Origin of the sequence: Microbulbifer hainanensis (genome assembly GCF_014904735.1) — a bacterium.
GTDB lineage: Bacteria > Pseudomonadota > Gammaproteobacteria > Pseudomonadales > Cellvibrionaceae > Microbulbifer > Microbulbifer hainanensis.
Window position 1 is genome coordinate 47,571 of the sequence record NZ_JACZCR010000028.1, and the last position, 23,169, is coordinate 70,739.

Here is a 23,169-nt window from a genome sequence, read left to right on the forward strand (position 1 = left end):
GTAAACTCCGAGTGCAAATCAGAATAACGAAGTACTGTTGAGGTAAGCATGAACCCCACTGAAACCCTGCTCGCGCGGATTCGCGACAGCGTTATCGGCGAGCGACTCCCGCTCGCCACCCCCTTTGGCACCCGCCCGTTGATCTATGCCGATTACACCGCCTCCGGGCGCGGGCTGACTTTTGTTGAAGATACGATCCGCGATCGCGTCATGCCCTGGTATGCCAACACCCATACCGAAACTTCCGCCACCGGCCGCCAGACCACGGCCTATCGCGAGCAGGCGCGCGCGGCCATTCGCAAGTCAGTCAATGCCGGTGAAGAGCACGCGGTAATTTTCTGTGGCGCCGGCGCCACCGCCGCCATCAATCGCCTGGTCGACAGTCTCGGCCTGCGCGCGGCCCGCTACGAGCGCTTCGGCGCCGACGCGGGCAAGATTCCCCAGGACCAGCGGCCGGTCGTATTTATCGGCCCCTACGAGCACCATTCCAATGACCTGCCGTGGCGTGAGTCCATCGCCGATGTCGTGACCATCCCCCAGAACGCCGAAGGCGGCGTGGACCTGCAGGCGCTGGAAGAGGCTCTCGATCTCTACAGCGCGCGCCCGCTGAAAATCGGCAGCTTCTCTGCGGCCTCCAACGTGACCGGGATCCGCACCGATGTGGACGCCGTCACCCGACTGCTGCGCAGTCGCGGCGCCCTGTCATTCTGGGACTACGCTGCCGCCGCCCCCTACGTGGACATCGACGTACAGGGTAAAGGTGAAGATTGCAGTAAAGACGCCCTGTTTATTTCCCCGCACAAATTTGTCGGCGGCCCGGGTACACCCGGCCTGCTGATCGTCAGGCGTTCACTGTTGCCGCAGGAGCAACCCGCAGTACCCGGTGGTGGCACCGTCTCCTGGGTCGGCCCGGAAAAGCACACCTACCTGCCCGCCGGCGAGCGTCGCGAAGAGGCCGGCACTCCGGCCATTGTCGAATCGGTACGCGCGGGGCTGGTCTTCGCGCTCAAGGACCAGGTTGGCGCAGAGGTGATTGAGGCGCGGGAAGCCAAGTGGCTGGATCGCGCCTTCACCCGTTGGAATGACAACGCCAATATCGAAATTCTCGGCGGCACGCACCTGCCGCGGGTCAGCATTGTCTCCATGCACATACTGAAAGACGGCAAGCCCCTGCACCACGGTTTTATCGTCGCGCTGCTCAACGACCTGTTCGGTATCCAGGTGCGTGGCGGCTGCTCCTGTGCCGGGCCCTACGGGCACTCCCTGTTGCACCTGACCCCGGAGCAGAGCGAGGCGCTCGAGCAGGTGGTCAGCGAAGGCGAAAGCCTGTTGAAGCCGGGCTGGGTGCGCCTGAACTTCAATTACTTCCTCGACGAGGAAACCGTCGACTACCTGATCGAGGCCGTGGAGATCATTGCCGAGCAGGGCCATAAGCTGCTGCCCTATTATCAATACGATGCCCAGGCGGGTGTCTGGCGCTACCAGGGCCAGGCCGGTGAGCCGGTACTGCAACTGAGCCTGGATCCGGTAGATAGCCGCCCGGCAAAAGTCGAGACTCCACTGGGTGACTACCTGCAGCAGGCGCGGGAAATTCTGCAGAGCCCCGCAGGCGAAATCTGCGAACAACCCATCCTGTCGTCAAAAGCCGAGAATCTGCGCTGGTTTAATCTCTGAGAAAAACCTGCCCGCAGAAACCCCGTCGCGGACACACCTGTGAATCCCCTGCCGGGATCGCAACAACGGTCTGTGTGCCGCGGCGGTCACTTCTGCCGCCCTCCATGGTTTCCGCCGCGCGGCCAACCATGGATAATGGAGGAAAGGCCCACAACCCAAGGACGAGCAGTGGCAGAGACTTCGCTATTCCAGTCGTTTTTCCTGATCTTCAGTGGTGCGGCCCTGCTGGCGTCGCTGGCACTGTTCGGGCGCCAGCCGCTGCTGGTCGCTTACATCGCGCTTGGGGTGCTGCTCGGCCCCTCCGGTTTCGCTGTAATCAACAATGTGCAGCTGCTGGCCGACATGTCCAATGTCGGCATCATCTTCCTGCTGTTCCTGCTCGGCCTCGATATGCAACCACAGGCACTCATGTCCGTGCTGCGCAAAGCCACTTTCGTGGGCATAGTGAGTTGCGGCCTGTTCCTCGGACTGGGTTTCGGCATCGGGCACCTGTTCGGGTTTACCGGCATCGAGTCCTGGGTGATCGGCATGGCGATGATGTTTTCCAGCACCATCATCGGCATCAAATTACTGCCGACCACGGTGTTGCACCACAAGCATCTCGGCGAACTGATGGTGGGCCTGTTGTTGTTCCAGGACTTTGTCGCCATTGCCTGCCTGATGATCCTGCTCAGCGGCAGTACCGGCCATGTGGACGTGGCCCAGCTCGGCCTGTCGTTTGCCGCGCTACCTCTGCTGGCCCTGTTCGCCTGGGCAATCGTTAAATACCTGCTGCTGCCCCTGTTCACCCGCTTCGACCGCTTCCACGAATACGTATTCCTGCTGGCGGTGGGCTGGTGCATGGGGATGGCGGAACTGGCAGAAGTACTCGGGCTATCGCGGGAAATTGGCGCCTTTATCGGGGGTATCACTCTCGCCACCAGTCCGATCTCCCAGTACATCGCCCTGAGCCTCAAACCGTTGCGGGACTTTTTCCTGATCCTGTTCTTTTTCAGTATCGGGGCGCAGTTCAACTTGGCCATGGTTCCGATCATCGCCGTGCCCGCGCTGATTGCCGCGCTGGCGGTACTGGTGATCAAGCCGGTGGTGTTCCGCTACCTGCTCGGCAACCAGAGCGAACACAAGGTACTCGCCTGGGATATCGGGTTCCGGCTCGGCCAGATCAGTGAGTTCTCCCTGCTGATCGCCTTCCTGTCATTGCACCACAAGCTGATCGGCAGCGAGGCGGCACACCTGATCCAGGCCACCGCCATTCTGACCTTCCTGGTTTCGTCCTATATCGTGGTGATGAATTTTCCCAACCCGATTGCCGTCAAGGACCACCTGCGGCGAGACTGAGCTGGGAGTTATTACAAAAAAGGGGCCAAGCGGCCCCTTTTCTAATTTGAATGTGTTTAAAACCTGATACGAGCCGTAGTCAGGGGTTTTCCACCGCGACCTTGCCGTTGCGCCGTAACATGCCAAACCAGGTAGGCGCATCCTTGGCAAACATCATATACAGACAGGGCACCAGCAGCAGTGAAATGGCGGTGGCGGCAAGGATCCCGTAGCCCAGTGAAATTGCCATCGGAATCATAAAGCGGGCCTGTACCGAGGTTTCAAAAATCATCGGCATCAGACCGCAAAATGTCGTCACGGTCGTGAGGATAATCGGCCGGAAACGGCGCAGCGCTGCTTGGCGGATCGACTCACCAATATCGGCCCCCTCTTCCCGCAGCCGATTGCTGTACTCGATCATCACCAGTGTATCGTTGATCACCACACCCGCCAGCGCCACAATTCCCAGCAAGCTGACCATGCTGAGTCCGTAACCCATAATCAGGTGACCGAGTAGCGCACCGATTACGCCGAATGGAATGGCCACCATCACCACCAGCGGCTGAATGTAGCTCTTCAGTGGAATGGCCAGTAACAGATAGAGCGCCGCCATGGTCAGGGAAAAAGTGAGTCCCAGCGATGTCAGCCCTTCGCGCTCGTCGGCCTGCCGCCCCTCATAGGAAACCGTCAGCCCGGCGTATTCCGCGCGCATTTGCGGCATCACACTCTGATTGAGCGAGTTGATGACTAGCGCCGCCTGGTCCGGCGGATCCACATTCGCGGTTACCGTCATGACACGGCGGCCGGCACGGCGATTGATGGTCGCGTAGGCACGGCCTTTGTCGATATGCACCAGATCCGGCAGTGGCAGCCACAGGCCATTGCCCGCGCGGATCATGATGTCGGAGACATCATCCAGCGTCACCCGCTCGTCTTCCGGCAACCGCACCATGACCTTGACCTGGTCGCGGCCGCGCTGCTGACGCATGGCTTCGGCGCCATAGAGGGACGCGCGCAGCTGGCGACCGATCTCCTCCGCAGACAAACCGAGACTCTTTGCCCTGTCCGTCAGGGTCAGGTCGAGCTGTTGCTTGCCGAGAGAAATACCGGAATCAATATCGCTGACGGCAGGGAATTTCTCCAGCTCCGCCGCCAGCCGCTTGGCCGCGTCTTCCAGCACTTCCGTATCCGTGTGGCGCAATTCCACTGTCAGCGCCGCGCCGGCACCGGGACCGCCCCGGTCTGCGGCAAAACTGGAACTCATGGCCCCCGGCACTGCGCCGACCTGCCGGCGCCAGTCGCGCACAAACTCGCCGGTGGTAAAGGGCCGCTGGTCGGCAGGTACCAGATAGACATCGACCTGCACTGAATTGTCGCGCACCAGACCGCGCATCCCGAGAAAGACTTTGTCTTTGTCGACATCCGCAAGTACGCGGTTCGCGGCATCCATGATCTGTGTGCGCGCGGCTTCGAGGCGCTGCTCGGCAGTGCCCGGAGGGAATGTCACCTGGACGCGGCCCGAGTCCCGTTCCACTTTCGGCATCAGGGTAAAGCCCATGCGGCCACTAGCCGCATAACCACCGACGATCAGCAGAATCGCGATCGCAGTGGCAATGGTGATGTAGCGGTGTTTGATGCAACGGTCGAGTAACGGCCGGAAACGCACGTCGACAAAGCGGTCGAAGCCTTTTGCCAGCCGTTCCTGGCGCGCTGCAAAACGCTTCGCCCAGCCATTTTTGTAGCCGCGCCGCGAGTACGCCAGGTGCGCGGGCAGAATGAACAGGGCTTCAACCCAGGAAATGATAAAAACCGATCCCACGACAAACGGAATAATGCCGAAAATCTTGCCCATAAAGCCGGGCAGTTCCATCAATGGGATAAAGGCAACGATATTGGTGAGAATCGCAAACGTCAGCGGCACCGCCACCTGTCGCGCGCCAGCAATGGCGGCCTCCAGGTTCGAGTAACCGCGGTTGCGCCACTCGTGAATGTTCTCCCCCGCAATGATCGCGTCATCCACCACGATACCCAGCGCGATGATGAACGCGAACATACTGACCATGTTTACCGAAATATCCAGGGCCGGCAGGAACAGCAGTGCGCCGAGGAAACTGGTAGGAATACCGAGCGTGACCCAAAACGCCAGGCGCAGCTCTAGGAACGCTCCCAGGACGACAAACACCAGCAGCAGGCCGAAGAACCCGTTCTTCAACAGTAGGGTCAGGCGTTCCTTGAAGATTTCTGAATCGTCATCGCGGATATTGACGTGCACGCCCGGTGGCAGCGTCGGCTCTATTTCCGCCAGCACTTTGCGGGCCGCCTCGCTCACGCTCATGGGCGTCTGGTCGCCGATACGGTAGATGCCAACGCCCACCGCCGGTTCGCCGTTGTACACCATGTTGCGGGGCTCATCGACCAGCGCATCGCGAATCGTGGCAATATCGCGCAGGTGTACCGCACCCCCGCCGCTGCCCTGTTGCACGACAATATTGCCGAATTGGCGCGCCCAATCCCGGCGTTCGGTTACCCGTACCAGGATTTCTCCGGCCTTCGACTTGACGCCGCCGGCCGGGACATCGACCGCCGCGTTGCGGATCAACTGGGCCACTTCCGGCAGTGACAGGCCGTAGCGGCGCAGGTTATCGCGATCCACTTCAATCGCAACTTCAAAATCGCGAATGCCGGACGTGGACAGCTGGGTAATATCCGGACTCGCTTCCAGCTTGTCGTAGATCTGCATGGCAATATCTCGCAGGGTGCGGTCATCCAGCTTGCCGTGAATCACCAGGTCCATCACGTCGCGCTGGCGATCCGCCAGACTCACCTGCGGGCGCTCGATATCCGAGGGAAATGTAGTGACCCGGTCGATCGCCTGCTGTACGTCCTGGTAGACCTGGTTGGCATTGGCGTCTTCCTCCAGTTCCAGCGACAGGGATGCACTGCCCTCCCCGGCGGAACCGCGCATCTCCTTGATGCCCTCGATGCCCTGTACCGCCTGCTCCGCCGCCACCAGAACACCGCGCTCAACCTCTGCCGGACTGGCACCGGGATAGGAAATATTCACCGAAATCATGTCGAGACTGAAATCGGGGAAAACTTCTTTTTTAATTGTCAGGGAAAAAATCAGGCCACCGACGATAAACACCAGCATCAGCAGGTTGGCGGTGACATGGTTATGCGTCATCCACGCGATGGCGCCGCCACGGGTTTCCACCGGAGGCTGTATTTCGTGCTGCTGGCTCATCCGCGCTCTCCCGGAGCTGCCGCAGCCTTCCCGCCGCTGCCGGGTTCAGTGGATTTGCGCTCACCGCGGGGCTTTCCACCGGGTGCTCCCGGCTTTGCCGGGCGCCCGCTGTCGCCATCGGTATTTGGTCCGGCTTTTTCTGCAGGCGCGCTGCCTGCCAGGCGGACGGGCATGCCGTTGGTCACCGTAATAAGGCGAGTCGTCACGAGTTGTTCGCCGCCCCGCAGGCCACTTTTCACAATGGCGTAATCACCGCTGAGGTAATCGATATCCACGGGGCGGATTTCAATCGTGCCGTTTTCGACAATCCACACGCGATCGCCATCCTGTACCGCCGTCAGGGGGACGCGCACGCGCTGATTGGCGGTCTGCCCGGTAAGCTGCACCTGCGCCAGGTCGTTGAGCAGAAGCTGCGGCTGTGCTGGATCTTTCAGGCCCAGAGGATCCGGAAGCTCCACCATGACCTTGGCGAGGCGGCCCTGCTCTTCCAGCACCGGAATCAGGCGCACAAATTTACCCGTGCGATACACGTCTTTGGGCCACTGGCTGCCGTGGACACGGACATCCAGATTCGCGCTATCGAGCCGCGCCAGCTGTGTGGCGGTCACTTCTACCTCAATCTGGAAGCGATCCGCCCCGGCCAGGGTATACAGGACGGTCCCCGGCGCAATACGGTCACCGATGTCGACACTGCGACTCACCAGCAGCGCGGTGAACGGCGATACGATTTTGGTCAGGCGCAGATCGCGTTGGGCCAGCCCAACCTGAGCCTCGGCGGAATCCACCCGTGCCTGCGCCGCGGCGAGCTGCGGTTCCCGCAACACCAGTGCCTTGTCTGCATCCGGCAGGGATGTGCCAAGCAATTTGTACTCTTCTTTGGCGACTTCGCGCTGGCCGCGCTCCTGCTGCAATTCAGCCCGGCGCTCGGCCAGGGTGCTGCGCGCGGTCTGCAGTGCCAGCTGATAGGGCTCCTGTTCGATCCGCAGCAGTGGCTGGTTTTTCTCCAGCGTGGATCCCGGTCCCAGGTCGTAGTCGAGCCATTCCACGCGCCCCTCGACCTGCGGCTGCAGTTCGACAAATTCCCGCGCACTGACTTTTCCCAGCGCCGTTACCGTCACCGGAAACTGGCCCCGTTCCGCCACGGCCACTTCGACCGTGGGCGGCGGGGCCGCGTGCACACCCCGGTGCAGGGTCGGCTTTTCCCGTAGCAGCCAGCTGGAAATCATTACCGCCAGCACAAGCAGGCCGACCGGCACCGCGAAATTCCAGTTTAATCGTTTGAACATCAGCCGTTCCCCTCCCGGTACAACTCAAGCTCCACCGGTTGCACATCCGGCAGGTCTCCCTGCGGCAGTCCCCCGGACAGGGCCCGGTAAAGAGTGACGCGGTTTTCCAGTAGTTCACGCCGCGCGGTCAGGATCTGCCGCTCCAGGCTCTGTTGGTTATCAGTGGCAGACAGCACATTGAGAAAGTCGACGGTACCGCGGGTATAGGCACGCCGCTGGCGCACAACGATCTCGTCCGCGAGACGCACCCGCTCACGCAGGTGACCCAGACGGTCGCGCACCGACTTCTCCTGGATCAGCGCCTGTTCCACCTCCGAGAGTGCCTGGTTGACTGTACTCCGGTAGGCCGCCCAGCGCTCCTGCAAAACGGCATCCTGCTGGCCCTGGGCGGAGGCCAGCTGGCCACCATCAAACAGAACCCCTTCCACCGCGGCAGTCAGGGTCAGCAGCCAGTCCTTGGTGATGTCGGAAATCGACCCACCGCCGCCGCTGACCACCGCAGACAGGCTGATAACCGGCAGGCGATCCGCCCAGGCCTGATCCGCCAGATAGTAGCCCTGTAGCAGCGTCCGCTGTGCCTCCTGTACATCGGGCCGACGCAACAGCAAATTGGAAGGCACACCGGTATCCGGCAGGGCCGGTAACGCCGGCAACCCCTCTCCCCGCTTCAGCAGCGGTGACAGGCGCCGGGTATTGATACCCAGCAGTGCCGCCAGTTGCACCTTGGATAACTCGATATTCTGCTCGGCGGTCTGGAGCTCCTGTTCCGACTGCTGCACCAGCTGCCGCTGCTGGAGAACATCGGCCGCCGTAGTGACACCGCCGCCAAAACGCAGTTCGAGCACCCGCAGGGTCTTGCGGTTGATATTCAGCTGCTCGGATAACAGCGCCCGCTGCCCCCACTGTTCGCGCAGCTGCAGCCAGGTCGCCGACACCTCCGCGGCGAGACTGAGGGCCGCCGTTTGCAGGTTCTGCTCCTGTGCCAACCTGCCCGCTTCCGCGGCGCGCGCGCCGGCGCGTACGCGGCCCCACAGGTCCACCTCGTAACTGGCGGCCAGTCGACCACTCCAGCTGTTGCCTTCGTTTTCACCACCGGAGAAATCGAAGCCGTCACTGGACGAACGGCGCTGCTCCGTGTTCTCCAGCCCGGCAGTCAGGCGCGGCCAGAAGCCGGCCCGCGCCCCGCGGGCGGCCGCATCCGCCTGTTGCAGTCGCCACAGCGTGGCCTGCAGGTCAGGGTTGTCTTTCAATGCGAATTGGACCAGCTGGTCGAGCTCAGGATCACCGAAACTCCGCCACCAGCGTACATCCATGGCGAGATCGCCGGACGCGCGGAATTCGTCCGGCAGCCCCAGGCTTTCCTGGGGAAGATTGGGTGGCAGTGTCTGGGTGGCGCAAGCGGTCAGCAGCGGCAAACAGATTGCTAAGGCGCGGGGAAAAGACAATGAATACCCACCGGAATGTCAATTTTCAGTTCAAAGTTGGAATTTTATTGCGTCTATTATGGAAAGCCGCCTTTTTCCTGCAAGGTCATTTACGCTTGTTTACCCTTGAATTGAGCCAAATGGATCAGAACGGATCGAATATCGCGAGACTCGGGAGTGCCCCGCGGCGGCGACTTCGGTATGATGCGACACACTTTAAACCCCTCGGTCACCGCCCACTGCCGGCCCTCGCGGTCAGCCCGGCTGGGACGCGGCGGGTATGCGAGCAGTCGACGGGCGGCGGGAACAGCCGTCCGCATCTATAACGGAAGAAGTAGACGAGAGAAATCATGAGCAAACATCAGCCTCTGGCCCACTGGGATGACATACTGCTGCTGGATCGCCAGTTGAGCGACGAAGAGCGTATGGTGCGCGACACCGCGCGCGAATACTGTCAGTCAAAACTGATGCCGCGCATCCTGGAAGCGAATCGCCACGAAATTTTCGACCGCAACATCATGAACGAGATGGGCGAACTCGGCCTGCTCGGCTCCACCATTGAAGGCTATGGCTGCGCCGGATTGAATTACGTTTCCTACGGTCTGGTCGCGCGCGAAGTGGAGCGGGTCGACTCCGGTTACCGCTCGGCCATGAGCGTGCAGTCCAGCCTGGTGATGTACCCGATTTCCGCCTACGGCAGCGAAGCGCAGAAGGAAAAGTACCTGCCGAAACTGGCCACTGGCGAGTGGATCGGCTGCTTCGGACTGACCGAGCCGGATGCCGGTTCCGATCCCGGCGGCATGAAGACCCGCGCGAAGAAAGTCGACGGCGGCTACCGGATTTCCGGTTCCAAAATGTGGATCACCAACAGCCCCATCGCCGACGTATTCGTTGTCTGGGCGAAGGACGACGAGGATGTGATTCGCGGGTTTATTCTCGATAAGGGTATGGAAGGACTGTCCGCACCGAAAATCGAGGGCAAGTTCTCCCTGCGCGCCTCCATCACCGGCGAAATCGTCATGGATAACGTGTTCGTGCCGGAAGAAAACAAGTTTCCCGATATCGGTGGCCTGCGCGGTCCCTTCGGCTGTCTGAACCGCGCCCGTTACGGTATTTCCTGGGGCGCCGTCGGTGCAGCGGAGTTCTGCTGGCACGCAGCGCGCCAGTACGGCCTGGACCGCAAACAGTTCAACCGTCCGCTGGCCCAGACCCAGCTGTTCCAGAAAAAGCTGGCCGATATGCAGACGGAGATCACCCTGGGTCTGCAGGCGTCTCTGCGGGTCGGCCGGATCATGGATGAAGGCAAGCACTTCGACCCGACCATGATCTCCCTGGTCAAACGCAATAACTGCGGCAAGTCTCTGGATATCGCCCGCGTCGCCCGCGACATGCACGGTGGCAACGGTATTGCCGATGAATTCCATGTGATTCGCCATATGATGAACCTGGAAGCGGTAAATACCTACGAAGGCACGCACGATGTGCACGCGCTGATTCTGGGCCGCGCCCAGACCGGCCTGCAGGCGTTCTTCTAAGGCACCCTTCGGTTCGCCGGCAAACCGGCCAGCGCCGATCAGCGCGCGGCCACGGTTGTCGGCGAACTGGCTTGCGGAAACTCCATTCATGGAACAGCTGCTCCACTGGTGCGACCTGATCGGCATCGTGATCTTCGCTTTCACCGGGGTACTCGCCGCGGGCCACAAGCAGATGGATCTGTTCGGCGCGGTCGTTCTCGCCTGTGTCACCGCAACCGGCGGCGGCACCACCCGGGACATAATCCTGAATATCCCGGTCTTCTGGCTTGAAGACAGCTACTACCTGTGGATCGCCGCGGCCACCGGCGTCATCAGCTTTTACGTTATCCGCTATCTGCAAGTGCCCATGCGTCTGCTGATGATCGCCGATGCGATGGGACTGGCTGTATTCGTCGTCATCGGTACACAGAAAGTACTGCAGCTCGGCCACTCCCCCGCCATTGCCATCGTCATGGGGGTGATGACCGGCACCTTCGGCGGCCTGATCCGAGATATTCTCGCCGGGGATATACCGCTGCTGCTGCGGCGCGAAATCTACGCGACCGCGGCACTGAGCGGAGCCGCCGTGCTGGTGCTCCTCGACGCAACGGGCAAACTGCCCGGTGAGGTGGTCGTGGCCACCGGCATACTGGTGACGCTGGCGATTCGCCTCGCCGCATTGCGCTGGAATCTTTCCGCACCCATCGCCCGCTTCGGCAATAATTAATGAGGCGGTATCACCGCCGGTTTTCAACAGGTAGCACAGCAGTGAGTGAACGCCGTTTGAACAAGGTAATGATTGTCTTTATCGCCATCATCGCGCTCAGCGCCTGCGACAGGCAGGGCCAGCAGGAGATGGTGGACAATCCCACGCACCTGATTCCGAAACCCTGCTGGTTTAATACCCCCGACGACTGGCCCACAACCCAGTGCTTCATGATGGAAGTGCCGGAAAACTACAGCAAGCCCGCCGGTCGCAAAATCCAGTTTCCGGTCGTTCGCTTCGTGGCCCGCAACCCGGATCCCGGCAAACGGCCACTACTGCACCTGGGCGCCGGCGGCCCCGGAGCCAGCCTCGGCCTGGAACCGGAAAACGCCACAGACTGGCTGTGGATCAACTATGCCCAAATGACCGTCGAAGACGGCCGCGACCTGATTGTCATGGACCCCCGCGGCACCGGGATGGCGCAACCGCGCCTGAACTGCACCGAGTTTATCGAAGATGCGGATACCGCCTACCAGCGCAACCTCACACCTGAAGAAGAGAATCGTGTATTCACCTACAGCATGGAGCGCTGTTACAACCGCCTGAGCAAAGTGGCGGATCTGGCGGAATACAACAGCGCCGTCATCGCCCACGACGTCGAGTCGCTGCGCGAGCTAATGGGTGTGGAAAAATTCAATCTCTACGGCGTATCTTACGCATCCCGCTACGCCCTGACCGTCGCCCGGGACTATCCAAATGCAGTGCGCAGCCTGGTACTCAACAGCACTGTATTCCCGAACATCAATTACACCCAGCACCTCGCCAAGGATTCAGTGGCTGCCTTCGTGCGCGGCTTCCAGTACTGCCTCGACGACAAGCTGTGCCACAGCCGCTATCCCGACCTGCAGCGGCGCCTGGAGCGGCTGATACCCTCCCTGGATGAAAACCCGCGCACGATACCCGTCACGCATCATTTTTCGGAGATGCCATATCCATTCGTGCTGACCGGCCAGCGGCTACTGCGGGTTTTGTTCCAGGCCCTGTATAACGAAAACTTCTACAGCGAACTCCCCGTGGTCATCCAGGCACTGGAAACCGACAGCCCTGAGCCGGCGGATCTCGAGCCGCTGCAGAATGCGGTCGCGAGCTTCATGGATCTCGTGCTGGACCCCTACTTCGGCGACGCCGCCAGTGTCAGCCATTTCTGTCACGAAGAAGCGCCGTTTGTCGACTTCCAGAAAGCCAAGGCCAGTGCATCCGACAGCGGCGTGCTCGCCGGCGCCGTGCGTTCCGATCTGGACATGATGCAGGTCCAGTGCCGTATCTGGGCCATTCCCGCAGCATCGATCGTGGAATCCCAGCCGGTTGAAACTTCGCTGCCAGTGCTGCTCCTCCACGGCGGACTGGATCCGATACTCGCCGCCAAGGACGCCGACAAGGCGCGGCGCAAACTGCCCAATCACCAGTGGCTGCTGTTCCCGCAGCTGGCCCATGACGTCATCTCCGCGAGCAATTGTGCAGAGGACGCCGCCGCGCGCTTTCTCGACGATCCCAAGGAATCCCAGCAGGACTCCGTGCGCGCGTGCAGACAACAGGAACTGGCACAGCGGCAGGAGCATGAGGACGGATCGCCGGCCGAGGAACAACCGGAAAAGTCCCCGCCGGCGCAGGCAGCGCCATCCGCAGGTCAGGTGCCGGAGCCCCAGGTCAGCCAGCAGAACTGAAGTGCACGCCGCCCACCGACTAAGGGCCGCCGATTGATCAGCCTGTGACCGGTTTTGGCCGCCGGGCGGAAATCGCGGCCGGCCACTGGACAAACTCGACACTTCGGCTTAATTTCAGCGTCATAACGACTATAAAAAATGACGAACTTATGAGCGAACAGGCAGTAATCGAAGTACGGCAGCTGGAAGAAATGTCGCCCGAGTCGAAGGTTGTCATTCTCGACTGTCGCTACAATCTGGCCGACCCGGATGCCGGTGCGAGAAGTTATGCGGAGGGCCATATTCCCGAAGCTCGCTACGCCAGCCTGCACCGGGATTTATCGGCCCCCTTACAGCGCTACGGCGGTCGCCACCCCCTGCCCGATCCACAGCAATTCCAGCAATTCGCCCGGGCGGCGGGTATCGATGCCGACACCCAGGTGATTGTCTACGATGACAACCGCTTCGCCTTCGCTGCACGGGCCTGGTGGCTCTTCCGCTATTTCGGCCACTGCAAAATTGCCGTGCTGAATGGGGGCTTTGGTGCCTGGCAACAAGCCGGCCTGCCGGTCGAAACCGGCGCGCCGCCGGCGCCGCCCCGCTCCGGCAATATCGTCTGTACGCCGCGCGAGGAAATGCTGGTGCGTTACGAGCAGATCCACCGCCAACTGGACAATCCGCCCTGGCAACTGGTCGACGCCCGCGATGCGGCTCGCTTCGCCGGTGTGGAGGAACCCATCGACCCTATCGCCGGACACATCCCGTCAGCCGTCAACAAGCCCTGGGCGGAAATCTCCCGGGAAGATGGCACCGTGAAAAGCCGGGACGAACTCATCGCCCACTGGGGGGACCTTCCCTCCGATGAATTGCTGTTGAATTACTGCGGTTCCGGCGTCACCGCCTGCGTCAATCTTTTTTCACTGCACCTGATCGGCCGCGACGATGCCCTGCTCTATCCAGGCAGCTGGAGCGACTGGTGTGCACATATCGTGTATCCGGAAACCGCCACGGGCTGACCAACAATTCCGTTGGCCAAAGGTTCAATCGGCGGAAACAGACTATCGAGCCGACGGACGTCCACCCGGGAAGGTTGGCCCCGCCTTTAAAGACGGGGCAACGCGCGCGTATCAGCGCAGCAGACAAGCGCCGGTTCCGGCCAGCCCGCAATAGCCATCAGGATTTTTCGCCAGGTATTGCTGGTGATCCTCTTCGGCATAATAGAAGTCCGGCGCCGGTGCAATCTCGGTCGTGATGGCCCCCAGCGCCTTGTCTGCCAGTGCCTGCTGGAATTGCGACTCGGTCTCCTGTGCGGCGCGCAGTTGCTCATCGCTATAGCAGTAGATGCAGGAGCGGTATTGCGTTCCCAGGTCATTGCCCTGGCGCATTCCCTGGGTCGGGTCGTGTTCCTCCCAGAAGCGGCGCAACAGCTCTTCGTAGGAAACTTTTTCCGGATCAAATACCACCAGCACCACTTCCGCATGGCCGGTACCGCCACTGCACACTTCGCGGTAATTCGGATTGGGCGTGCTGCCGCCAGCATAACCGACCGCCGTACTGTAGACACCGTCAATCTCCCAGAACAGGCGCTCCGCCCCCCAGAAACAGCCCATCCCGAAAACGGCCTTTTCCATACCCTCAGGAAAAGGTTCCACCATCGTGTGGCCGGAGACATAGTGTTTTCCGCTGATCGGCATGGCGCTATCGCGCCCGGGCAGCGCCTCTCCCGGCGCGGGAATCGTAAATTTGTCGTACTGCATACTACCTCTGTCCTGCAATCATCAGGCAACCTGTGGCTTTCATTGGCCGGGACACCTGCCATTCCCGGTAGGTGGCATCGAGCTTATCTTCTGCGCGAGCCGCCAGGCGGCGAAACGGCGAACGACCGGGATCTGCCAGCACCACCCGGCCCACTCCGGCCTGCATGGCGCGGCGGGTGAGATTGTACAACGGCTCTTCGAGCTTATCCCAGAAGCAGATATCCGTGCCGATCACCGCGTCGAAACCGGCCAGATCCTGCTTGCGGACTTTTTCGTAAAAGCAGCGCCAGGTCTTTACGGCCACTTCGTTCAGTTCAGCGTGATACTGCAGGAAGGGAAACACGCTCGGGTCCGCATCCAGCCCGGTCACTTTCGCATCAAAATGCTTTGCACAAAAAATTCCGCCCAAGCCCCAGCCGCAACCGAGATCCAGTACCCGGGCACCCTTCTTCAGCGGATTGCGTTGCAGGTAATCCATCATCAGGCAGGAGCTTTTCCAAAACTTGTTGCCATGCAGGCTGGGATCGCCCGCCTCGCGGCGCAGCTTGCGCATATCTGGATGCGCATTCTGGCGAACGGTCAAACCAAAGAGTCGGCGGCTATTGCTGGTAGCAGGCATATCGTTATATCCATCTCCTCTGATGCGCCCGCCCGGGCGCGCACATGCTCTTAACCACCCACAGTTTAACGCTTATTACCCAGGGCTTCAGCCGCCGATGTAAGCGACTACCTGTGCCCGCCCCCAAAAGAAGCGCCACGACAAAGCGGAGAATGCCAAATCGCTGCCGATCTTTTTGTCCATAGCGACCACTGCACGGTGTTGGACTACCTTCTAATGCGACTCCATTCGATTTCCGAATCGATCGATACCTCGAAATACAAGGAAGGTATGAAGATCCGCATGAGCAAGCTTCTGCGGCTTGCTGTAGCAGGAGCTGCTATCGCCGCCCCGCTCTACAGCCAGGCCCTGCCCGTTTACGAATCCAATCAAGTGGCACTTTATATCCAGGGTTATCTGGAGGTTAACCAGGTCAATATCGAGGGCGATACCGTAATGGCGGATGGCCCCTCGCGTCTTGGTTTCAACCTCGATGTACCCGCCTATTACGATTGGAATGTGGGTTTCAATGTGGAGTGGGGACTCCGCGCCGTATCGCCCAACCAGCAACTGGATATTTCCGGCGACCAGCAGGCCTCACCCGGCGAGCGGCAAGCCCCGCTCTACGTGAGACAGGGACATGTCTACGCGAAACACGCGCTATGGGGTGATTTTGCCGCGGGCAAACAGTGGGCGGTCTACTATGATGTCGCCGGCATCACCGACTGGTATAACGTCTCCGGCGGTCTGGCCAGCGGAGCCTATGCGCTCGGCGGCGACGGCGGCATAACCGGCACCGGCAGGGCGGATGCCGCTCTGACCTGGCGCAAAGACTGGGAGGCGCTCGGTGGCACATTCCAGGTCGGCCTGCAGCGCGCTGCTCATGTGGCGAACCTGAATATTGAAGTCGAAGGTGTCGCCGGAGACGACACGTTGCTGGTATGCCCACCGGGAGACTGCGAGTATGGCCTCGCCCGCGGCATCTCACTGACCTATAAAGCGAATCTTGGTGACGGCCTGTTTCTGGGCACCGCCTACCAGCGGACGAACCTGGATATCTCGACCGATGACGGCCTCGTGTACGATATTTCCGACCCCTTCGATCCCGTTCTGATTCAGGACGACTACGTAATCCGCGCCAGCAGCAACGACTTCGCCTTTATCGGCGGTATCGCTTACGGTAAAGGCGCCTTCCAAAAGGGTCTCTACGCAGCGTTCAACTGGCATCGCTCTCACAACAACGAGCTGGCCCCTCCCGGTTCCACCATGGGCGCCACCAACTTTTTCAATGCCATCGGCTCCGAGAGCTTCGTCAGCTATACCTGGGGAGCTCACAACTGCTACAGCGTTTACGGCGGCCACAACCTGCTGAAGTCCCACAACGACAAGATCTTTCATGAAGCGTTGATCACCGGCGACATGTATCGTCTGGCCAAATACTACCTGGGCTTCCAATATCTCTGGAACGAGCGAGTAAGGGTATATTTTGAAGGTGCCGCGGACGACAGTAATGAGGTTGCAGCCCAGGATAACGGCTTCGCAAGCGTCGGCATCAGAGTCGACATCTGATACGCTAGCGAGCTGACAGATAACAACAAGGAAACGCTGTGGCCCGCATTATCCTGCTGCTTGCGGTCGGCATTATCGCCTGGCTGGCATGGCAGAAATTCCAGTCCAGCAACGCCCGTGAAAAACGCAAACTGCTATTACAGTATCTGCTGATCGGTTTGGCACTGGTTGCGGTGCTGGCGGCAATGACCGGTCGCCTGCACTGGGTGGGAGCCGCGGTAGCTGTTCTGTTGCCCGTGCTGGGCAGGATACTGCAATGGCTCACCCGCCACCTGCCGTGGCTTGCCCCGCTGCTGGCGAAACACGCGCAGGCGCGACAGGAGCAGCGCTCGTCCACAACTGAAAACGGTCCACACCTGACCCGCGACGAAGCATGCAAAATCCTCGATGTCCCTGCCGATGCCAGCGATGAGGAAATCATTGCCGCCCATCGCAAACTGATCCAGCGCCTGCACCCCGATCGCGGCGGCAACGACTACCTGGCGTCGCGGATCAATGCGGCGAAAGAGCTATTGCTCAAGACGGGAAAATAAGTGGGATCAACAGTACAGCTATAGCGGCGCGCGGCACAGCAGATGGATGTAGCGCGCCAGTTGACGATAGGGATCCACTCGGGAATACGCCAACTCCTTGTCCACAATGGCGGCCGCCGGCAGTTTTTCGCGGATATGCGGCGTCATGAAATCGTGGAAACAGCGAATACCACTGTGAGCCACCACCTCAAGCCCCACCTGCGCCAGCCAGTCTTCCACCCACTCCAGCAACAGTGGATTCTGTGGCGTCAGGCTACCGGGATGACCACCCCAGTTTGAAGATTCGATATTGCGATCAAGCTGGCGGAAACTACCCCGCTGCAGAAGCCGATACTCCAGCGCGCGCCGGTTGTAGAAGGTCAGCGACAGATAGCCGCCGGGTTTCAGTAATTTTTGCAAACACTCGAGCGCCTGACGGGGCTCGGCCAGCCACTCCAGCACCGCGTGACAGAGCACCAGATCGGCATTGCAGAGTTCACGCTGGTCCGGCAACTCCTGCAGAGATTTGTGCACTAATGTCACGCGCCCTTCCAGTCCGCGCAGAGCGCACTGCGCCGCCGCCTGTTCGAGCATCTGCGCGGAGATATCCGCTAGATGGACCCTGTGACCCGCCCCGGCGAGATCCATTGCAAACTGTCCCTGTCCGCCACCGGCATCGACGATATGCAGTTCACCTTCCCGCTCCGCCAACACCGGGGCCATGTCACGGTTCAAGACGGCGAGGCGAATATCGCCCTTGAGGCCGCCATAGATACGATTGCGAAAGCGGTGCGCCAGATCGTCGAAATTGCGATCACTCATCGGCGGGCCCGGCTGTGTCTGCGGATTCGGCCCGGCGCCGGTTCTCCGCAATCTTGTCCCGCAGCGCCGTATCCAGGTCGATTCCGAGTACGTCGGCGAGCTTGACCAGGTACATCTGGATATCCGCGAGTTCCGACGCGACATCCGCCGCAGCGGAACCCGACATCATTTCTTCGATGCCGGCATCGTCACGCCACTGCATATGCCGGCACAGCTCCGCCACCTCCACCGAAAGCGCCATGGACAGGTTCTTCGGTGTGTGCAGCGGGGACCAGCCGCGCCGGCGGGCGATATCATCGAACGCATCCAGAATCGTGCGGGATTCCATCGGCTCAGCTCCGCGGATGGTGTAACGAGCGCCCTTCGGCGGCCAGGATCGACTGCAGCGTGCGCGAGCGGAACTCCCGCAGGAACAGCACCCAGACGACCATCAGGTAACCGCCGACAAAGACCAGCGGATGGATAAACCAGCCCATCACCGACATGGCGAAGTAATAGGAGCGCAGCCCGTAGTTGTAACTGTGGCCGGCCTGGTCGATCACTTTGGCGGTATTGATCGCGAAACGGCGGCGGTCCTCTTCAGACAGGTCATCGCTGTCCGGATGCGGCGCGGCACCGAGCAGCACATTGGCGAAAGAGTACTGGCGCAGCGACCAGGTGAAATTGAAGAACGCATAGATGAAGATCAGGATCAGCAACAGAATCTTGATCTCGAACTGTTCCACCGTCAGGGTATGGGCCAGTGGCAGCGTAGACAGCAATTCGATTGCAGCCTGGTTGGCGGTCAGTGCAGTCACCAGACCCGCCAGGATCAGGATACTGGTAGAGGCGAAAAAACCGATCACGCGCTCCAGGTTGCCGAGAATCGCCGCATCCGGCATGCGCATGTCCCGCTCCATCATGCGCAGCATCCACTCCACCCGGTACCACTGCAGCGAAGAGGACAGTGACCAGGTCACCTTCGCCTTGCGCCGCGCGAAGACCGTATACCCCGCCCAGGTAAAAAAGAAGCCAATTGCGCTGGCGATATCCATCCAGGTCAACATATCTCTCCATATTGCGGAATCCGCGAACGGCACCCGTCGCGCGGGCGGCCGTGCCGTCGATTCCTTGGTCTACATTTATTCTGCCAAAGCTGCGCGAAAGTGTTCTCGCTGCCGCCACCGGTGTCAACACTGTTTTTACGCCAAGCGCAGGCGGTAGAATAGCGCCCCGATCGCCGCGGCCGAGAGTACTGGACATCCACTCCGCCGGCCCCGGCCACGCACTCGAATAACCGATGGAGCTGTCTTTTGAGCAACGCACACCCCGCCTTTGAACTGGTCACCAGCGCAGAAATCGAATCCCTCGGCGTGCGCGTGGAGGAGTACCGGCACAAGAATACCGGTGCCCAGCACCTGCATATCGCCGCCGACAACCCGGAAAACGTGTTTCTGGTGGCCTTGAGGACAGTTCCGCAGGATTCCACCGGTGTCGCCCACATCCTCGAACACACCGCACTTTGTGGCAGCGACAAGTATCCGGTGCGCGACCCCTTCTTCATGATGATACGGCGTTCCCTGAACACCTTCATGAATGCCTTCACCAGTTCAGACTGGACGGCCTACCCGTTCGCCAGCCAGAACCGCAAGGACTTCAACAATCTCCTCGACGTCTACCTGGATGCGGTGTTCTTCGCGCGCCTGGATCCACTGGACTTCGCCCAGGAAGGACACAGGCTGGAATTCGCCGAAAGCGATAATCCGGACAGCGAACTGGTCTACAAGGGCGTCGTTTACAACGAAATGAAAGGGGCGATGAGCTCGGTGAGCTCCCAGTTGTGGCAAACCCTGAGCAAATACCTGTTCCCTACCACCACCTACCATCACAACTCGGGCGGTGAGCCGGCGGACATTCCAAAACTGACCTATGAGCAGCTGGTGGCATTCTACCGCTCCCACTATCACCCGAGTAACGCCATTTTCATGACATTTGGCGATATCGAGGCCGCCGAGCACCAGGCGGCGATCGAGGAAAAAGTACTGCACAAGTTCGAGCCACTGCACAAGAAGATTGCCGTGGGTCGCGAAGATCACTACCTGGCGCCGGTGTCCGTGGAAGAATTCTACCCCGTCAGCGGCGAAGAAGGTCTCGACGAAAAGACCCATATCGTGCTCGGCTGGCTGATGGGCGATGTCACCGATCTCGAAGAGGCACTCACCGCGCACCTGCTCGCCGGCGTCCTGCTCGACAACAGCGCCTCGCCGCTGATGAAGCTCCTCGAGACCACGGAGCTCGGCACCTCGCCCTCCCCCCTTGTCGGTCTCGACGATTCGCAGCGCGAACTGGTTTTCCTCTGCGGCATTGAGGGCAGCGAACGGGAGCGCGCCGATGAGTTTGAAAAGCAGGTACTGGCGGTGCTCGCGGATGTCGCGGAAAACGGCGTGCCCTACGAAGAGGTCGCCGCGGCATTGCACCAGCTAGAACTGCAGCAGCGCGAAATCGGCGGCGACGGTTTCCCCTACGGCCTGCAGCTGATACTGACCGCGCTGACCGGGGCCACCCACCGCGGTGATGCCATCGGCCTGCTCAATATCGATGCCACGCTGGAAAAACTGCGCGAGCAGATCAAGGATCCGCGCTTTATCGCCGACAAGGCGCGCCAGCTGTTGCTGGACAACCAGCACCGCGTGCGACTGGTGCTGTCCCCGGACGATAAACTGGCTGCACGCCGCGAAGCCGCGGAAAAAGCGCGCCTGGCCGAAATCAAATCCGAACTGGACGAGGGACAGAAACAACAGATCGTCCAGACCACGCACGCGCTACTCGAGCGCCAGCAGCGCGAGGACGACGAATCCATCCTGCCCAAGGTCGGTGTCGAAGATATCCCGCCGGAACTCCCCAAGGTCGAAGGGGAAAGCCTGCAACTGGGACAACAGAAGCTGTCACGCTATAGCGCCGGCACCAACGGCCTGGTCTATCAGCAGATGGTCTGCGCCCTGCCCGACTTTTCCGAAGAGGAAAAGCAGCTGCTGCCCTACTACTGCCAGGTACTCAGTGAAGTCGGCATCGGCGACAAGGACTACCTGCAGGTACAGCAGTGGCAGGCCAGCGTTGCCGGCGCCCTGCACGGATTCACCAGCAGCCGCACTGCGATCGACGACCTGCAGGTTTTGGATGGCCACTTCATCCTTTCCGGCAAGGCCCTCGCCGCCAACCAGGCGGCATTGACCGAGCTGATGCAGGCCACCGTTGAACAGGTGCGCTTCGATGAGCTGCCCCGCATCAAGGAACTGCTGCTGCAGACGCTGGCACGTCGCGAACAGGGAGTTGTCGGCAATGGCCACGCACTGGCAATGGCAGCGGCCAGCTCCGGATTCAACCGGGCCGCCTACGAGAGCCACGCGACCGGTGGCCTGCTGGGGCTGCGCCACCTCAAGGGCCTGGTGCGCAGTTTCGACGAGAACGGCGGGCTGGATAAATTCGCAGAAAAGCTGCAGGCCATTCACACCAGGATCGCCGGTGCCGAGCGCCAGTTCCTGCTGATTGGCGAAGAGGACAAGCTTCCGGAATACACCGGTGCCCTGGCACCGCTGGCCAGCGATGTCGTCGGTGGCTCAGCAGCGTCCACCGCGCCCTTTGAAGCCAGCGCCATACACGATCTGTGGATCGCCAACAGCCAGGTCAATTTCTGCGCAAAGGCCTATCCGACGGTGCCGATGAATCATCCGGATGCCGCGCCACTGTCCGTGCTCGGCGGCTACCTGCGCAACGGTTTCCTGCACCGCACCATCCGCGAACAGGGGGGCGCCTACGGCGGCGGCGCCAGCCACGACAGCAATATAGGCGTATTCCGCTTTTACTCCTATCGCGATCCGCGCATGGGTGAAACGCTGCAGGACTTCGATGCCTCTATCGACTGGCTGCACAGCGGCAAACACAAGGACGACCAGGTCGAAGAGGCCATCCTCGGTGTCGTCGGCGCACTGGACAAACCCGGCTCCCCCGCCGGCGAGGCCAAAAAGGCATTCCACTCGGACCTGTATGGCCGCACCCATGCCGTCCGCCAGGAGTTCCGCCGCCGGGTCACCGAGGTGCGCCTGGAGGATCTCAAACGAGTCGGTGCCACCTACCTGCAGCCCGATAGCGGCAGCACCGCCGTGGTGACCGGCAGCCAGGGCTGCGAAGCCGGACTGAAACTGGATCTGCACGAAGAAAAGCTGTAGATCAAATGCAATGCACTCTGCGCAGCCGGATTCTGGAGGGGCCAGCAGCCCATCCAGTTCCGGCTGTACTCGCTGTTTTCTGACGTTGAACCATGAGCAAACAAGACAACATCTACGCAAATCCACTCGGCGAAGTGGCCGGTTTCAAGTTCGACCAGTCTGTGGTCGAAGTCTTTCCGGACATGATCCAGCGTTCGGTGCCCGGTTACACCACCATCGTGGCAATGATCGGCACCCTGGCCGAGCGCTACGCCCAGGCGGGCAGCCGCTGCTACGATCTCGGCAGCTCCCTCTGCGCTGCCACACTTTCGATGCGGCATCGCATTCCCGCAGCGGACTGCGAGATCATAGCGGTAGACAACTCCCAGGCGATGGTCGAACGCGCCCGCACGGTACTGGCAGCTGACAGCGGACAGATTCCGGTGCAACTGGTCTGCGCCGACATCCAGAACGTTGCCATCGACAATGCCTCTGTTGTCGTGCTCAATTTCACCCTGCAATTTATTCCGGTGCAGGAGCGCAGGGAGATTCTGCAGAAAATCTGCGACGGCCTGCGCCCCGGTGGTGTGCTGATCCTGTCGGAAAAAGTCGCTTTCGCCGACGCCGCTCACCAGGAGTTGATGATCGATCTGCACCACTCGTTCAAGCGCGCCAACGGCTACAGCGAACTGGAAGTCGCGCAAAAACGCGCGGCCATTGAAAATGTCCTGATTCCGGAAACGCTGGACCAGCATCGCGAACGCCTGAAGGCGGTCGGCTTCAGCAGTGTGGATGTCTGGTTCCAGTGCTTCAATTTCGCATCGCTGATTGCCATCAAGGCATAGCCCGGAGCCGGAAC

At 60.7% G+C, this 23,169-nt stretch carries 18 protein-coding genes; 10 read left to right on the forward strand and 8 right to left on the reverse strand.

Annotation, left to right across the window (positions count from 1 at the left end):
• The first annotated feature begins 48 nt into the window (after positions 1-48).
• Positions 49-1,674, forward strand: a complete 1,626-nt coding sequence (locus IG168_RS11020; protein WP_193164449.1) for an aminotransferase class V-fold PLP-dependent enzyme — start codon at positions 49-51, stop codon at positions 1,672-1,674.
• Positions 1,675-1,809: 135 nt separating this feature from the next.
• Complete coding sequence (locus IG168_RS11025; protein WP_193164450.1) at positions 1,810-3,012, forward strand: cation:proton antiporter domain-containing protein; 1,203 nt, start codon at positions 1,810-1,812, stop codon at positions 3,010-3,012.
• Between the two features lie 79 nt (positions 3,013-3,091).
• On the opposite strand, the gene IG168_RS11030 is transcribed toward IG168_RS11025, so the two are convergent.
• From IG168_RS11030 to IG168_RS11040, 3 genes are read right to left on the reverse strand one after another with little or no spacing between them, the layout of a single operon-like run.
• Positions 3,092-6,235, reverse strand: coding sequence for an efflux RND transporter permease subunit (locus IG168_RS11030; RefSeq protein WP_193164451.1), 3,144 nt, complete (start codon positions 6,233-6,235; stop codon positions 3,092-3,094).
• Complete coding sequence (locus IG168_RS11035; protein WP_193164452.1) at positions 6,232-7,521, reverse strand: efflux RND transporter periplasmic adaptor subunit; 1,290 nt, start codon at positions 7,519-7,521, stop codon at positions 6,232-6,234. The genes IG168_RS11030 and IG168_RS11035 overlap by 4 nt, the downstream gene beginning before the upstream one ends.
• Complete coding sequence (locus tag IG168_RS11040; RefSeq protein WP_226876841.1) at positions 7,521-8,936, reverse strand: efflux transporter outer membrane subunit; 1,416 nt, start codon at positions 8,934-8,936, stop codon at positions 7,521-7,523. Before IG168_RS11040 ends, IG168_RS11035 begins: the two co-directional genes overlap by 1 nt.
• 359 nt (positions 8,937-9,295) lie before the next feature.
• Here IG168_RS11040 and IG168_RS11045 point away from each other — a divergent pair, with 359 nt between their 5' ends.
• From IG168_RS11045 to IG168_RS11060, 4 genes are all read left to right on the forward strand, one after another.
• Positions 9,296-10,480, forward strand: a complete 1,185-nt coding sequence (locus IG168_RS11045) for an acyl-CoA dehydrogenase (RefSeq protein WP_193164454.1) — start codon at positions 9,296-9,298, stop codon at positions 10,478-10,480.
• An 88-nt stretch (positions 10,481-10,568) separates the two neighbouring features.
• Positions 10,569-11,186, forward strand: coding sequence for a trimeric intracellular cation channel family protein (locus tag IG168_RS11050; RefSeq protein ID WP_193164455.1), 618 nt, complete (start codon positions 10,569-10,571; stop codon positions 11,184-11,186).
• A 41-nt stretch (positions 11,187-11,227) separates the two neighbouring features.
• The gene (locus tag IG168_RS11055; RefSeq protein ID WP_319024695.1) at positions 11,228-12,889 is read left to right on the forward strand and encodes an alpha/beta hydrolase; all 1,662 of its coding nucleotides are present in this window, start codon (positions 11,228-11,230) and stop codon (positions 12,887-12,889) included.
• Positions 12,890-13,038: 149 nt separating this feature from the next.
• The gene (locus IG168_RS11060) at positions 13,039-13,884 is read left to right on the forward strand and encodes a sulfurtransferase (RefSeq protein WP_193164456.1); all 846 of its coding nucleotides are present in this window, start codon (positions 13,039-13,041) and stop codon (positions 13,882-13,884) included.
• Between the two features lie 111 nt (positions 13,885-13,995).
• Here the strand turns inward: IG168_RS11060 and msrA are convergent, their stop codons facing one another.
• Entirely contained in the window at positions 13,996-14,625 is a 630-nt protein-coding gene (msrA, locus tag IG168_RS11065; RefSeq protein WP_193164457.1) for a peptide-methionine (S)-S-oxide reductase MsrA, read from the reverse strand.
• Between the two features lies 1 nt (position 14,626).
• Positions 14,627-15,178 carry a class I SAM-dependent methyltransferase gene (locus IG168_RS11070; protein ID WP_226876843.1) on the reverse strand — a complete coding sequence of 184 codons (552 nt, stop codon included), beginning with the start codon at positions 15,176-15,178 and terminating at the stop codon, positions 14,627-14,629.
• Between the two features lie 348 nt (positions 15,179-15,526).
• Here IG168_RS11070 and IG168_RS11075 point away from each other — a divergent pair, with 348 nt between their 5' ends.
• Together IG168_RS11075 and IG168_RS11080 are read left to right on the forward strand one after the other, a co-directional pair.
• Entirely contained in the window at positions 15,527-16,792 is a 1,266-nt protein-coding gene (locus IG168_RS11075) for a porin (protein WP_193164459.1), read from the forward strand.
• Positions 16,793-16,830: 38 nt separating this feature from the next.
• Positions 16,831-17,325 (forward strand): DnaJ domain-containing protein, encoded by a 495-nt coding sequence (locus IG168_RS11080; protein ID WP_193164460.1) that lies wholly within the window; start codon positions 16,831-16,833, stop codon positions 17,323-17,325.
• An 18-nt stretch (positions 17,326-17,343) separates the two neighbouring features.
• On the opposite strand, the gene IG168_RS11085 is transcribed toward IG168_RS11080, so the two are convergent.
• Genes IG168_RS11085 through IG168_RS11095 form a run of 3 tightly spaced genes read right to left on the reverse strand, consistent with a single transcriptional unit; the run spans position 17,344 to position 19,172 of the window.
• A complete protein-coding gene (locus IG168_RS11085; protein WP_193164461.1) occupies positions 17,344-18,126 on the reverse strand; it encodes a methyltransferase in 783 nt (260 codons plus the stop codon).
• Positions 18,119-18,454: a nucleotide pyrophosphohydrolase gene (locus tag IG168_RS11090; protein ID WP_193164462.1), complete on the reverse strand. Its 336-nt coding sequence runs from the start codon at positions 18,452-18,454 to the stop codon at positions 18,119-18,121. Before IG168_RS11090 ends, IG168_RS11085 begins: the two co-directional genes overlap by 8 nt.
• Positions 18,455-18,458: 4 nt before the next feature.
• A complete protein-coding gene (locus IG168_RS11095; protein ID WP_226876845.1) occupies positions 18,459-19,172 on the reverse strand; it encodes a DUF599 domain-containing protein in 714 nt (237 codons plus the stop codon).
• Positions 19,173-19,418: 246 nt separating this feature from the next.
• Between IG168_RS11095 and IG168_RS11100 the strand changes: the two genes are divergently transcribed.
• Positions 19,419-22,331: an insulinase family protein gene (locus tag IG168_RS11100; RefSeq protein ID WP_193164463.1), complete on the forward strand. Its 2,913-nt coding sequence runs from the start codon at positions 19,419-19,421 to the stop codon at positions 22,329-22,331.
• Between the two features lie 92 nt (positions 22,332-22,423).
• Positions 22,424-23,155 (forward strand): carboxy-S-adenosyl-L-methionine synthase CmoA, encoded by a 732-nt coding sequence (gene cmoA, locus IG168_RS11105; protein WP_193164464.1) that lies wholly within the window; start codon positions 22,424-22,426, stop codon positions 23,153-23,155.
• Positions 23,156-23,169: the final 14 nt, after the last annotated feature.